Consider the following 13,576-nt stretch of genomic DNA (forward strand, 5'->3'; position numbering starts at 1 on the left):
GTAGCCTTGTTATCGGAAGAAATTTGAATATAAGACCTTCGGAACCGTGACGAATGAATCGACGTATGGGATAATAGAACGTGAATGGAGGCGGAGCACATGAGTTTTCTGAAGAAGCTAACGGAGACCGTGAGCAAGGGGGTTTCGACGGCTACGGAGAAGGCGCAGCAGACAGTGGAGATTACGAAGCTCCACACGCAGATCTCCGGCAAGCGCAAAGAGATCGACAAGCGATTCGCGCATATCGGCGAAGCCGTTTTTGAAGCATACTTGAAGAAGGATTTGTCGCTGGCGGAAGGGATGGTTATCCCCGAATGCGAAGCGATCGCCGGCATCCGGAAGGAGATCGCGGGATTGGAAGAGCGCATTCGCGAGCTGCGCAACGAGAAGGATTGCGAATGCGGGCAGACGGTCCCCTACGACACGAAGTTCTGCCCTTCCTGCGGCAACAAGTTCCCCGAACCGGTTCCCGTCCCGGTCGAGGTTCTTCCGGATCCCGAAGAAGAGAAGGCTTCCGAAGAAGCCGAATCCGTCGTGGTCGACGTGGAAGTCAACCATGTCTGCGAAGGGTGCGGATCCGCGCTGCAGCCGGAATCTCGCTTTTGCCCGGATTGCGGCCGCCCGGTTCATTCCTGATCGGTATTACGACACGCATAACGCCGCCCTGGTTTGCCCGGGGTGACGTTATTTACCATTTTTTAGCACCACGGCTGGCGGGCTATATCGCTTTCCCCTCTCGCGTGCCATTATCCCCTTGACTCAGGCGCAGGCTTTTTATTAAAAATCCTACTAACACATTACACACCCGAACTGCCCATTACCGACTTACACTAACTCAAGTACTTACACACTTACAGTGTCTCGCGTACTTACACTAATAGAATCTCGCGTACTTACACTAACAGAATCCTCCGGCACTAATACTCTCGAACAGAACGTTCCACACTTTCCGTACTAGCAGAGTAATTTCGAACCTACAAGTTCTAACAGAACATTTCCCGCACTTTAATTACGCTTTAACAGAAAGTTCCCTCGTCTACATCCCCGAAGCCAACTCGCTCTATCCAGACACTTCCCGCCTGCACGTACTAACTGAATATTCGTTCACCTGCTCGCGCTTACTACATCGCCATACTCTTGCGCCGATTGCCCATCCTGCTATCCCATCGCTACAGGCTAAATTTGCATTTGTAATTCATTTACAATTCCTGCGCTGTCCTCCACGCAATTTTGTGCCATTATCCCAATCATTCAGGGAATGAGGGATGTGCTATTAGCGGCAAGTTGACACTGCATTCGTTCGCGACAAAAGTGCAGTCTAAACGAAGTTGATGGCAATCGATTAATCTTCGTGATACGTGTCGGGATTTCTAAGCTATCTTATCTCGTTCGTTCAAGGTGATTGCTTAACGGATGGTTATATAAGAGAGCCCGGTTGCTTGGAGAAGGGAGATGAATTGATGGGAACAAGTGCGGGAAAAAAAGTTATAAAACATCCGAATCGATTAAGCCGTCCAGAGTCGGAGATGCCGGCCCCTCCACTTCGAGCGGCTGCCCCACATCCGCCACGGAACGGGGAGAACCGGCCGGTCCTTGGTCAGTTCCTTATAAATAATCGTCGGCGTTGAGGCGCACCAACCGAGCAAGGCGTCGAACGCTGGAACGCTGCGAAGCTTCAGATTGACCCGGAAGGCGAACTCGTCCAAATACGCCTGCAGATGCTTGGCGCCGATGCCGTTGAACGTGTCGTTCAGCCAAGCCCCGACGAACCATTGAAGCCGCTTGAACACGGGGAGGGATTTGTCCGCGCGCGTGTGGTGCGTCACCTGTTGCCTGTCGGTATGAACCTTCTCGAACGCGTCCAATCCGAACCTAAGAACCGATCTTTGCTCGTTGTCGACGTGGTTCGGGTGGGGTTGCTTGATTTTCACATGGGTGGGTTCGTTCTGCTCGTTAACCGAAGCTCCCAGGATCAGAGGCTGGCGGCTGTCGAGGAAGAAGAGCGATCCGTAATGAAAGGGTTGAACGCGTACAGTCCCCGCGAGCGTCTCGCTTGCATCGGCCCGCTGCATGGCGTGGCGGAGCTTGTGGGAGATGAGCCAGGCGGTCTTGTACGTGACGCCGATGATCTTGGACAGGCGAAGAGAGCTGATCCCGGAGGGCTGAGAGAGCAAGAAAAGAGCCTGAAACCAGCGGGTAAGGGAGGTCGAGCTTCCTTCCATGGCGGTGCCGGCGATGATCGACGTCTGGAGGCCGCAATGGGCGCATTCATATAGAGGCAATCGGCGGGTCGAGATCCGATAGTAACGGGAGTCGGCGCAGGAGGGGCAGCGGAAGCCGTCGGGCCACCGGGCGTGGAACAGCGCGTCGGCGCAGGCTTGCTCGGTATCGAACCGCCGGCAAAAATCTGCGAAAGAGCAATCTTCCGAAATCACGAAAGCCACCTCCACGAAGAACGTATGTTCTTATTTCTATTTTAACGAACGTATGTTCTTTTGTCAAACACAAATACCAAAATAATGTAAGTTTTATGAGGAGTTCGACGTTGAAGGCGGTGGAAAAAGGGGGGGACTGAGGGGGAGGGATAATGACAGTGGCATCTGGGGGGCGAGACTGAGAGAAGGGGATAGTGGGGCGGGACAACGGAGTTGAGAGGGTGGAGAACGAGAATACTGAGTCGTTGGGATAATGGCATACGAAGTCGAAGCCGGAGCGGCGGAGAGTATGGCCGAACTGAGTCGTTGGGATAATGGTATAGGGAGTCGGAGTCGGGGGTGGCGGAGGGGCAACTGAGGCGATGGGATATTGGCGCCACTGACGAGGAGGCGAATCGCGCTCGAACGGGTGATTCTGAGCAGAAGGGATAACAGATATGCAGAGGGGGTGAAGAGGAGGGGGCAGGCGAGTGTCGGAAAATAGTGGGGTTTATCGAGGAAACGGTTGCTCCAATAAGGAGGAGAATAAAAGTCAAAACAGAATGAAGGTTGTTTGTGTGAGATTACGTCACTCAAATCGAAGGATACATAAGGGCAATACGGAGATAGGGGCAAAACATAATCATAAGTTTGGAAAAATGCCATAAAGACAATTGATTAAATATGTTATAAAATATTACATATAAAATGATCATCAATTGATGTACAAGAAATTCGTTATATTAATTGACGCGACGAAGTTGGCAGAGGGCGACACCGAGGGCCGCCGATATCAGCGACGTAAATAAGGAGGAATGGTCATGGCTGCTATACCGCGCAAAGAACCCGCATCCGGCAACCGCCCGGAGCCGAGCTTGTTTACCGTCAAGGATCTGTTGGATCTCCCCCATTTGGGGCATGCGAGACTGATCGCAGGGGATAAGGGCGTCCACGCGGCGATCGGCAGGGCGAACGTCATGGAGTCGACGGATCTGCTTCCGTGGGTTCGCCCGGGGGACTTGTTGGTCGCGGCGGGGTACCCCTCGTCCGACGAGCCGGAACGGGCCCGGCAGCTTATTCCGGAGTTGGCCCGGAGAGGCGTCGCGGCGCTGGGAATGACCGTGCGGAGCTTGGACGAGGTTCCCGCGGATGCGCTGGCGGAAGCCGATAAGCACGGATTGCCGCTATTGGCGCTTCCCTCCGACCTCTCGTTGTCCGACGTCGTCAGGGCGGTAATGGAACGCATTCTGGCTCTGGAAGCGGCTCAACTGGCCGAATTGCAGACCCGGATCCAGAGCATGAGCCGGCTCCTTCTGGAAGGAAGCGGGCTGTACGGCTTGCTGGACGCGCTGGAGACGACGCTCGGCAACCCGGTGGCGATCGTTCGCGAGCCGGATAAGCCATGGCTGTCCGAGGGACTTCGGACCGCGGATTCGATGGAGGCTTGGCCCGTCGTGCAGGCGCTATCGTTCCGCCAGGCAGGGCGGGGACTGTCCGACGGAGGGTTCGCGACGCTGCAGAACGGTTATCGCGCGTATGTATGTCCGATCCCGGCGAGGAGGGCGAAGGAAGCTTGTCTCGTTCTGCTCGAGCGCAACCGGGAGATCTCGCCGCTCGATATGTTAAGCGTCGAACGGCTGTCGGCCCTAATCGGCATGGAGCTTGCCAATATGGAAGCGGTGCGGGAGGTCGAAGGCAAATACTTGGATCAATTCCTGCAAGACTGGTTGTCCGGCCGTATCGTGTCCGAGCACGATTGGAAGCTGCGCGCGGAGGTATGCGGCTGCACGCTGCCGGAACAGACGCCGCTCTGCGCGGTGTTGGTCGGTCTTGGGGAGCGGACCGAGCAGACTCCCGACAAGCTGCGCGAGCTGGCCCGCCGGCTCCGTTCGGAACGGCTGCGGTCGCTTGACGCCTGGATGGCCGCTCCCATCGGCGGCGATCTCGCTCTTATCGTTCCGGTGCCGGAGACGGTCCGGCTGGACTATCAAGCCGAATCCTCGGCGTCCGGCATTCTGCAGAGGCTGCTCGCCGAACTGAGGGCGCTTCTCGGCGACCAGGAGCTGCGCCTGTTCGCGGGAAGGGTCGCCGACCGGCCGGAGCGGCTTCCCGCCAGCTTGTCCCAAGCCCGAAGGGCGCGACAAGTGGCCGAGGTGTGCGGGTTGGCCGGCGATACGGTCACCTACGACAGGCTCGGCGTGTATTCGTTGTTATACCTGATTCCGTCCAGCGAGGAGAGGGAGCAGTTCCTGCTGCGCTTCTCGGCTCCGCTCCAGCAAGCCGACCGGAAAGGGGGAGGCCGCCTCGTGGAGACTCTCGAGATGTTTTTCCGCTGCAACGGCAATATCAAGCTTACCTCGGAGAAGCTGTTCGCGCATTACAACACGGTCGTCTATCGACTGGATAAAATCCAGAGCATTCTGGGCGTCTCCCTGGACGATCCGGAAGACCGGCTGCAGCTGCAGTTATCGCTTAAGCTCGGTCAAATAACGCCGGGGTCTTCCGGAACGGGCTGAGAGGGTAAAACCGCCTTGCCGGCCGCCGCCGGCAAGGCGTTAGTCAGGGAAGCCGGATCTCGTTCAGATCCAGCCGGCGCGAAGGATGATAACCAGCAGGATAAAGAGAACAAGCGCGAAGGCAGCCGTGCCATAGCCGCCGTATACCGGACCGCAACCCGTGCCCGCAACCGGATAACCCATCGTGCAACCCTCCCGAGTCGATTGTGCGTGATGTCGTATCACAATGTCAGGATATGCGCGGTTAGACGGATCTCCTGTACGTTTATACCGGTTGCATAAACCTATTCGCGAAAATCAGCGGGTGCCCCGGCGTTAAAGTGCCGGATATTGACGATCCTCGATTCGGCCGCAACGGGGCCTCCTCCGTTGCCGTATCGGACGAGGCTGGAGCTGGAGGCGCCCGTGATCCGGCTCGATCCGACCTGGATCCGGCCGTTCCTCGAGCAGGACGAGAACCGGACCGGCGGCGAACTCGTCGGAACCAGCTTCGGCAAGGAAAACAGGCTATAAGAGGAGTACGCCAATTCGTCGCGGTAGAAGTTCGCCTTCCTCCGCTGGATGGCGAGGACCCAATCCTTCATGTTGACGGAGTCGATCGTGTCTCCGAATTGAAGGACGGACGAGGAGGACAACGAATTCAAGAAGGCGTAGCCGACGAAGACGTAACGATCCCCCGCGTTCATGTCTCTTCTTCCTCCGAAACTTCGGGCAGAGGCACCATAGGTCCGACGATAACGGATTCCGGGGGCGTATCGAAGAACGAATGCAGAACGAACGAATCGGAATCGCCGATCAGCATCGAGGAAGCGCTCGCCACGCCGGTTACTTTAATGACCCCTACGGTAACGGGGCCGTTGGTCACGTTCATCTCGAGGTATGGACTTCTCATCCGCTCGTCTCCTGTCCGGTGTCCGGCCGCCTGAAATTCCGCAAGTAGTTCGTGATGGCGATGCGGACGTCCTTCATCGTTTTGTCCAGAACGGTTCTCTCCCACGCACGCATCTCCTCGTCGCTGCCGTTCGCCGGATAAGGAACGGCCCGGCCGTAATGCTGCACCCTCCGGTTCAGCTGGGACCGGATGTCGTCGACCATCAACCGCCGGTGCTCGGCGTCGATCTCGACTTGAAGCTGCCCGCCCAGCCGATCCACCAGCTCGTGGCCGTTCCGCGCGAGATCGTCGTCGGCTTCCTGCTGAAGGCGTCGGATTCGGCCCGCTTGATCGGCCGTACCGGCTCCTTGGACGAACGGAATCTCCGTCGTCATCTGGCCTCCGGGCGCCATGCCCGTCGAACCAGCCGGCGAACCGGTCGGCTGGAAGAATGGCGAGTCGGCCAGGGAACCGGTCGGAGCGCCTGTCGGAGCGCCTGTCGGGGCACCTGTCGGAGAAGCGGGCGAAGAGGGCTCCGCCCACATTCCGGGAGCGGGCACCTCGAACGATTCGATGTCCTTCATCGCCTGCGGGGACAGTCCGATATTAAGCGTTCCGTCCAGCCTCGACACTTTCAGTTGATCGAAATGGTATTCGACGTGGATCGGCGGTTTGCTGCGAAGCTCCGCCAACTCCTTCTCCAATTGCTCGGTGCGTTGAATGGACTGCTCCAGCCTCTGCTCCAGCTCCTGAATCCGCTGGAACAGCAGCTGGGCATCCGGGGAAGCGGAATAGCCGTACCAAGGGTTGTTCACGGCGATCACCTCCTTCGTCCGTACCGGGACTACCGGTCAGGCAGCGTGCGGGTCGGGTTCGGAAAAGGAACGAGCGCCACGGCGTTGGTGCTCGTCTGGGCGATCTGCTCCCCGGTCAGTTGGGGAGCGGGGCCGGTAAACCCTCCCGTGTTGAACAGCTGGGACAACGACGAGATGCTGCCGGCGCTTCCGATCTGCAGGACGGAAGAGTTCGTTACGGCATCGACCCGCAGCTGGTTTATCGTGATCTGCTGATGAATATTCCATTGGATCATACGACACCGCCATCCATTTGATTGTCGTTCGCATCGAAGACATCGGGGTCGTTCGTGTTGGTGGCGCTGACCGCGTTATTCGACCGCGGCAAGTCGCCGGTCAAGAAGGAGCCTGCGCCGGCATACGATTTGTTGGTGCTGGAAGGATTCACTTGAAGGCAATCTCCGAAAAGAACGACTCCGCTTGAACCCACGCTGAGAATTTTGACGGCTCCGATAATGCTTGGCATAGGCGGGACGACTCCTTTGAATTGGCGTCATGCTTCAGTGTATGAAGGCGAACGCCCAGATGTTCTTCCGCGGGGGAGAGAACCGCCGCGGCGCTGCCGGCGCTCACCCGCGGCATAGGCGAAGCATATGCTGTCGCATGAAAAACAAAGGGTGAAAGCCATGACATCATTTTTCGACAGCGGACCGCTTCCGGACTTCAAAGAGATCCAGAAATGGCTCGGGAAGGAACTGCCTTGGAAGCTGGCCGAGCAATGGGAGCGGGCGAACGACAATTCCTGGCTGAACCAGTACGTTCAGAACATCCTCGAGAGCTCGAAGCGCCTGCCTCGCCGGGAAGAGGAGCGGACGATCCGGACGGAGACGTCGAAGGACGAGAAGCACGTCCTCGTCCGGCTCGCCCTTCCCCCGAACGCTTCCCAGAAGGAGATCAGGCTGTTCGCCACGGCGGACAGGCTGAAAATCACGGGACTTCCCGACGGCCGCAATAAAATCGTCCGGCTCCCCTGCCTGATTCTGCCCCGTTCCGGCAAGGCGGCCTGGAAAAACGGCCGAATGACCGTCAAATTCCGCCGGAGGCCGGTCGATCGGGACGAGGTGGAATTGTTCATCCGCTCCTGAATCCGTTATAATGCAAGAAGGACGGCGTCGTCCGCGGAAGAGCGGACGTTCGCCAAGCGGACAAGGGAGGATTCGGGAAGTGGAACTGACGGACGTATCGAACGTATCGCCCGGGCTGTTCGTGACGGGGGTCATCTTCATTCTGTTGGTCGGATCGCTGCTGAGCCTGGGCGTGCTGCGGTTCTTCCAGCAGCGCAAGCGGCAAGGAAGCTTGTTCATGGTCGGCTCGGTTCTGTCGTTCGTCGCGATGGTGCTCGTGGTCGATCGATGGTTCGCCTGAAGCCGTCCGGTCCCAACGATCGGACCTGAGAGCTTGGCATAGCGCGTCGAATGGGGCCGTCGGGGCAGTTCCCGGCGGCCCTTGTTTGCGTCTGCGGGCCTAATTTGTTTGCCGCGATACGGCTTTAGAACGCAACTTTTCATAGGGAATGTACGTTTATAATAGGGCCGTACGAAATTCCGACGCGCCAATAGCCCCCTTCTAACCGAACCAAAGGAGATGTACCGATGAGAAAATGTTTTACCCTGCTCTTATTATTATCTTTAGTCATTACTTCCGGCTCGTTGGCCCAAGCGGCCGGCGCCGGGGCCGGAGCGAATACGCTTATTCTGTATCTCAATAAAGCGAACGTGTCGCTGAACGGCGTCTCTTATCCGGCCGCCCAGCCGACCGTCGCGGTCAAAGGCGTCTCTTACGCCCCGCTCAGCATGCTGGCGGCCCGTTACGGCTACCCTATTCGCTTCGATAGCGCGACGAAGGAATCGATCGTCACGGCCAACGGCAACGAGATCCGCTGGAAGTTCGGCCAGGCCAGCTATACGGTGAACGGCGCGGCGACGATGATCGCGGGCGTTCCGTTCGTCCAGAAGAACAGCCTGATGATTCCGGTTCGTGCTTGGGCGACCGCCACGGGATCGAACCTGACCGCGTCCAAGACGGAGATCCGCCTGGAATGGAAAACGTTCAAGAATCCGACGGCCGACTTCACGGTCGACCAGACGGAGATTTACGCGACGCAGACGACCGTCACGTACACGAGCCGATCGACCAACGCCGAATACATAACGAACGAGCGTTGGGAAGGCAAGGAGACGGTGTTCGCCGAGCCGGGAACCCATACGATCACCCGCTGGGTGCAGAACGCCGCCGGCGAATGGAGCGAGCCGTACTCGGTCACCGTGAACGTGCTGCCGGCGAACCAGCCGCCGCAAGCGATGTTCTCGACCGAGAAGGACACGTACAAGATCGGCGAGCCGATCCAATACGTCGACCAGTCCACGGACGACGAGAACGCGATCGCGTCCTCCGAGTGGACGAACAACAAGCCGGCCTTCTTCGTCCCCGGCGAGCAGCGAATCACGCTGAAGGTGACCGACAAGCACGGCCTCGTCTCCGAGTACGGCAAGACGATCACGATCTCTCCGGAAGTTATGTATAACGAGGTGGAGTTCAACGAACGGTTCACGCCGGTCGGCGAGAAGTTCGAGATCGACGGACCGGGCGTCCTGAAGTACTCCCTCGTCCCTTATACGTACACCGTATCGGACCGCGCGCTGATCGCCTCGAACAGCCCGGAGGACATGACCAAGGAAGGCATCCTGTACCGCGACACGATGACCGGCGACTTCCGCCTGTTCATCTATCATCAGAACATCGGTACGGATCCGCTGACGATCTACCTGGCCGCCACGAACGAAGGAACCGAGACGGCGACCGTCAACCTGGGCGCCGCCGCGCAAGCCGGTCCGAACACGTTCGGCCTGTGGACCGGCAAGCTGGCCGCGGAGCGTTACCTCGAGTCGAAGCGCACGGGCACGACTTCTTCGACGACGCTCGCTCCGGGCGAGACGAAGCTGGTCATGACTCAGCTCGGGGACCAGCCGCTGAAGATGAACCAGGTATTCTCCGCTTACGCGGATCTGAACGCTTCCGCTCCGGTCAAGTTCACGCTGTTCGCGATGAAGCAGGACGGACGCGCGCCGCTCGAGGCGATGGAATCGTTCGGCAACCTTCCCCGCGACGGCAAGCACATCCGCGGCACGTTCCAAGGCGCCGACCGCGAAGTGACCGTCAGCGAGAAGCTGGGCGGCACGCCGCAGCGCATCCTGTTCGGCGACCACAAGAACGACCCCGCCCTCGACGGCCGGGATATGCTCAACGGCATCTACGAGAACAACTGGGGCAACTTCGGCGTCCTGTACCACATGACGGTGCAGGTCGAGCCGAACACGCTGATCGCGGCGAACGGGCGCGGCGGCGTATACTCGGGCGTGTTCAAGATTAACGACACGGCGGTCATGGTCTCGAACTCGAGCTTGCTGCAGAACCCGAACCAGGCTTGCGTCCTGTACCGCACCGGGGCTCACGCGGAGACGGTCGAGATCAGCTTCCTGACCGCGCTCGGCTCGAATCTGCCGATGAACATCGTGTTCATCCCGCTGAAGGAACCTAACGCGTAATAGCGAGCAAGCCGCATCGCGGCTTGGCGAAGCGACAGCGCGAACGGACCGCAGCCAAGTCCCTCCGGGGGCTTGGAGGCGGTCCTTTTTTTTCGTCAATGGATGTCCTTCTTCTGGAAGTCGCCGCCGAGCACCTCGGACACCGATTGAATCGCGATGAACGCCTTCCGGTCGATCTCGTGGACGATCGATCTCAGCTTGGCGACCTCGAGCCTCGTGACGATGCAGTAGATCATCTGCGTGTCGTCCTTGCTGTAGCCGCCCTTGGCGTACAGCAAAGTCGTGCTGCGCCCGAGCCGGTGCACGATCGCGTCGGAGATCTCCTCGTGCTCGCGGGAGATGATCGTCACCGACTTCGACTCGTTCAAGCCTTCTACGACGACGTCCATCAGCTTCGTCGCCAGGTAGTAGGCGAACACCGAATACATCGCCGAATCCCACCCGAACACGAAGCCGGCCGCGGCGAAGATGAAGACGTTGATGATCATGATGATCTGCCCGACGGACGCCCGCAGCTTCTTGGACAGAATGATCGCGACGATCTCCGTGCCGTCGAGCGAGCCTCCGAACCGCAGCACGATCCCGACTCCCGCGCCGAGCAGGACGCCGCCGAACGCCAGCGCGAGCAGCTTCTCGCTCGTGAACGGAGGGACATGGTGGAGCAGCGAGGTCGACACCGACATGACGGCGATGCCGTATAACGTGGAGAACGTAAACGTCTTGCCGATCTGCTTGAAGCCGAGGATGAGGAAGGGCAGGTTGATGAAAAAGAGGAAGATGCCGAGAGGCAAATGGGTCAGCTTCGAGAGGATGATCGAGATGCCGGTGATGCCCCCGTCGATGATGTCGTTCGGGACGAGGAATTCCTCGAGCGCCACGGCCATCGCGACGGCTCCGATCGTGATAAACACGAATTTGAGCAGATAATCGGTTTTGGACATCTTCTTATGCGCTCTGGGCACGGCCGTCCTCCATTCTCCGACGCAGCCGGAAATGTCTTGTCGCTTCCGGCAGTGTGCGCAATCCGCCTCGGCGTTATTCCCGCCCATTTGACGAACGCGCCGGGAAGGAGCATGATAAGAGGAGAGCAACCGGGTGCATAACCGGATACGACTTCTAACGACAGAGGAGGGAGAGCCGTGCTTCGGCGAGCCGCGCAGGCGCCCATCCGCTTCTACCGAACGTTCATCTCCCCGCTCAAGCCGCCGACGTGCCGGTTCGCTCCGACCTGCTCCGCTTACGCCCTCGAGGCGATCGAGGTGCACGGCGCGCTGAAGGGCTCGCTGCTCGCGGCCAAGCGGATCTGCAAGTGCCACCCGTTCCATCCGGGAGGCTTCGACCCCGTTCCGCCCCGCAAGGACGCGAATAGCGGCGCGAAGAGCGGCACGGCTTGACAGGGGAGAGCGAATTCCGGTATATTGTGGCCAATAGATGAATAGTCGTCGTTCCGATGAAGGGATAAGTACGGAGCAAGACCTGTCTCAGAGAGCCGGAGAAGCTGCGAACCGGCACGGGTCTCTCGCGGAAGATGGTCCCGGAGGATTCGCCTTCGAGCGGCTGCCGGCCTCACTCTCGCGTAGAGGGAAGGGGATGCGGCGGGGTAAGGGGGCGGCGCGCGTCCGGCGTTAACGGACCGGCCGAAGGAAGCTTCGGCCTCAAGAGCCTTCGACCGCCCGGCGGGAGAAGGGAATTTGGGTGGTACCACGTGAGCGGAGCTCTCGTCCCAGGCGGACGGGGGCTTTTTATGTTTTGCCGCGATGGATTAAAATCACGATACTCGAAGGAGATGGGACGACATGGCGGACAAGGGCAAGACGTTCTACTTGACGACGCCGATCTATTACCCGAGCGACAAGCTGCACATCGGGCACGCGTACACGACGGTGGCCGGCGACGCGGTCGCGCGCTACAAGCGGCTGCGCGGCTACGAAGTGAGGTATTTGACGGGCACGGACGAACACGGCCAGAAGATCGAGCGCAAGGCCCAGGAAGCGGGCAAGACGCCGCAGCAGTTCGTCGACGACATCGTGGTCGGCATCCAGGAGCTGTGGAAGAAGCTCGAGATCTCGAACGACGACTTCATCCGGACGACCGAACCTCGCCACAAGAAGTCGGTCGAGAAGATTTTCGCCAAGCTGCTCGAGCAGGGGGACATCTACAAGGGCAGCTACGAGGGCTGGTATTGCACGCCTTGCGAATCGTTCTTCCTGGAACGGCAGCTCGTGGACGGCAAGTGCCCGGACTGCGGCCGCCCGGTCGAGTGGGTGCAGGAGGAGAGCTACTTCTTCCGCATGAGCAAGTACGCGGACCGGCTGCTCGCGTTCTACGAGGAGAATCCGGAGTTCATCCAGCCGGAATCTAGGCGCAACGAGATGATCAACAACTTCATCAAGCCGGGCCTCGAGGACCTCGCCGTCTCCCGGACGACGTTCGACTGGGGCATCCCGGTGCCGGGCGATCCGAAGCACGTCATCTACGTCTGGATCGACGCCCTGTCGAACTACATTACCGCTCTCGGCTACGGGTCGGACGACGAGTCGCTGTACGGCAAGTTCTGGCCGGCCGACGTCCATCTCGTCGGCAAGGAGATCGTGCGCTTCCATACGATCTATTGGCCGATCATGCTGATGGCGCTCGGCCTGCCGCTGCCGAAGAAGGTGTTCGCGCACGGCTGGCTGCTGATGAAGGACGGCAAGATGTCCAAATCGAAGGGCAACGTCGTCGATCCGGTGAAGCTGATCGACCGCTACGGGCTCGACGCGCTGCGTTATTACCTGCTGCGCGAAGTGCCGTTCGGCGCCGACGGCACGTTCACGCCGGACAACTTCGTCGAGCGCATCAACTACGACCTGGCGAACGACCTGGGCAACCTGCTCAACCGGACCGTCGCGATGATCGAGAAGTACTTCGACGGCGTCGTTCCTTCGTACGAAGCTTTATCGACCGAGTTCGACGCCGATCTGGAGCGGACCGCCGCGGAGACGGTGGAGAAGGTCGAGGCGGCGATGGAGAGCATGGAGTTCTCGGTCGCTCTGTCCGCCGTCTGGACGCTCGTCAGCCGGACGAACAAGTACATCGACGAGACGAAGCCTTGGGCGCTCGCCAAGGAGGAGGCGAAGCGGGAGGAGCTCGCTTCCGTCATGGGGCACCTGGCCGATTCGCTGCGGATCGTCTCGATCCTCATTCAGCCGTTCCTGACGCATACGCCGAAGCGCATCTGGGCGCAGCTCGGCTTGTCCGAGGGCGCGGCGACCGCCTGGGACAGCCTGCGGACGTACCGCGGCATTCCGGAAGGCACCCGCGTCGCCAAGGGCGATCCGATCTTCCCGCGCCTCGAGATGGCGGACGAGATCGCCTGGATCGCCGAATCGATGGG

At 59.4% G+C, this 13,576-nt stretch carries 15 protein-coding genes; 7 read left to right on the top strand and 8 right to left on the bottom strand.

Annotated features, from left to right (window positions below; translation table 11 throughout):
- Nucleotides 1–99 precede the first annotated feature (99 nt).
- Nucleotides 100–636: a zinc ribbon domain-containing protein gene (locus H7B90_RS12845; RefSeq protein ID WP_185136283.1), complete on the top strand. Its 537-nt coding sequence runs from the start codon at nt 100–102 to the stop codon at nt 634–636.
- Between the two features lie 869 nt (nt 637–1,505).
- On the opposite strand, the gene H7B90_RS12850 is transcribed toward H7B90_RS12845, so the two are convergent.
- Nucleotides 1,506–2,435, bottom strand: a complete 930-nt coding sequence (locus tag H7B90_RS12850) for a transposase (protein ID WP_185136284.1) — start codon at nt 2,433–2,435, stop codon at nt 1,506–1,508.
- An 800-nt stretch (nt 2,436–3,235) separates the two neighbouring features.
- On the opposite strand from H7B90_RS12850, the gene H7B90_RS12855 reads away from it, so the two are divergent.
- Nucleotides 3,236–4,930: a PucR family transcriptional regulator gene (locus tag H7B90_RS12855; RefSeq protein WP_185136285.1), complete on the top strand. Its 1,695-nt coding sequence runs from the start codon at nt 3,236–3,238 to the stop codon at nt 4,928–4,930.
- Nucleotides 4,931–4,993: 63 nt separating this feature from the next.
- Here the strand turns inward: H7B90_RS12855 and H7B90_RS12860 are convergent, their stop codons facing one another.
- From H7B90_RS12860 to H7B90_RS12885, 6 genes are all read right to left on the bottom strand, one after another.
- Complete coding sequence (locus tag H7B90_RS12860) at nt 4,994–5,113, bottom strand: sporulation protein YjcZ (RefSeq protein WP_185136286.1); 120 nt, start codon at nt 5,111–5,113, stop codon at nt 4,994–4,996.
- A gap of 101 nt (nt 5,114–5,214) precedes the next feature.
- A complete protein-coding gene (locus H7B90_RS12865; protein WP_185136287.1) occupies nt 5,215–5,616 on the bottom strand; it encodes a spore germination protein GerPE in 402 nt (133 codons plus the stop codon).
- On the bottom strand, nt 5,613–5,822 hold the full coding sequence (locus H7B90_RS12870) for a spore germination protein GerPD (RefSeq protein WP_281421304.1): 210 nt from the start codon (nt 5,820–5,822) through the stop codon (nt 5,613–5,615). Before H7B90_RS12870 ends, H7B90_RS12865 begins: the two co-directional genes overlap by 4 nt.
- A complete protein-coding gene (gene gerPC / locus H7B90_RS12875; RefSeq protein ID WP_185136288.1) occupies nt 5,819–6,616 on the bottom strand; it encodes a spore germination protein GerPC in 798 nt (265 codons plus the stop codon). Before gerPC ends, H7B90_RS12870 begins: the two co-directional genes overlap by 4 nt.
- 29 nt (nt 6,617–6,645) lie before the next feature.
- Nucleotides 6,646–6,888: a spore germination protein GerPB gene (locus H7B90_RS12880; protein ID WP_185136300.1), complete on the bottom strand. Its 243-nt coding sequence runs from the start codon at nt 6,886–6,888 to the stop codon at nt 6,646–6,648.
- Nucleotides 6,888–7,121 (bottom strand): spore germination protein, encoded by a 234-nt coding sequence (locus H7B90_RS12885; protein WP_185136289.1) that lies wholly within the window; start codon nt 7,119–7,121, stop codon nt 6,888–6,890. The genes H7B90_RS12880 and H7B90_RS12885 overlap by 1 nt, the downstream gene beginning before the upstream one ends.
- Nucleotides 7,122–7,281: 160 nt before the next feature.
- Between H7B90_RS12885 and H7B90_RS12890 the strand changes: the two genes are divergently transcribed.
- From H7B90_RS12890 to H7B90_RS12900, 3 genes are all read left to right on the top strand, one after another.
- Nucleotides 7,282–7,740, top strand: coding sequence for a hypothetical protein (locus H7B90_RS12890; RefSeq protein ID WP_185136290.1), 459 nt, complete (start codon nt 7,282–7,284; stop codon nt 7,738–7,740).
- 79 nt (nt 7,741–7,819) lie between these two features.
- Complete coding sequence (locus H7B90_RS12895; protein ID WP_185136291.1) at nt 7,820–8,020, top strand: hypothetical protein; 201 nt, start codon at nt 7,820–7,822, stop codon at nt 8,018–8,020.
- 227 nt (nt 8,021–8,247) lie between these two features.
- Nucleotides 8,248–10,200, top strand: coding sequence for a stalk domain-containing protein (locus H7B90_RS12900; protein WP_185136292.1), 1,953 nt, complete (start codon nt 8,248–8,250; stop codon nt 10,198–10,200).
- Nucleotides 10,201–10,295: 95 nt separating this feature from the next.
- Here the strand turns inward: H7B90_RS12900 and H7B90_RS12905 are convergent, their stop codons facing one another.
- A complete protein-coding gene (locus H7B90_RS12905; protein WP_185136293.1) occupies nt 10,296–11,162 on the bottom strand; it encodes a YitT family protein in 867 nt (288 codons plus the stop codon).
- Nucleotides 11,163–11,339: 177 nt separating this feature from the next.
- Here H7B90_RS12905 and yidD point away from each other — a divergent pair, with 177 nt between their 5' ends.
- On the top strand, nt 11,340–11,594 hold the full coding sequence (gene yidD, locus H7B90_RS12910; RefSeq protein WP_185136294.1) for a membrane protein insertion efficiency factor YidD: 255 nt from the start codon (nt 11,340–11,342) through the stop codon (nt 11,592–11,594).
- Nucleotides 11,595–11,996: 402 nt separating this feature from the next.
- The coding region (gene metG / locus H7B90_RS12915) for a methionine--tRNA ligase (RefSeq protein ID WP_185136295.1) at nt 11,997–13,576 on the top strand (1,580 nt) is incomplete at its 3' end.

The organism is Cohnella xylanilytica (genome assembly GCF_014212175.1).
Lineage (GTDB): Bacteria > Bacillota > Bacilli > Paenibacillales > Paenibacillaceae > Cohnella > Cohnella xylanilytica.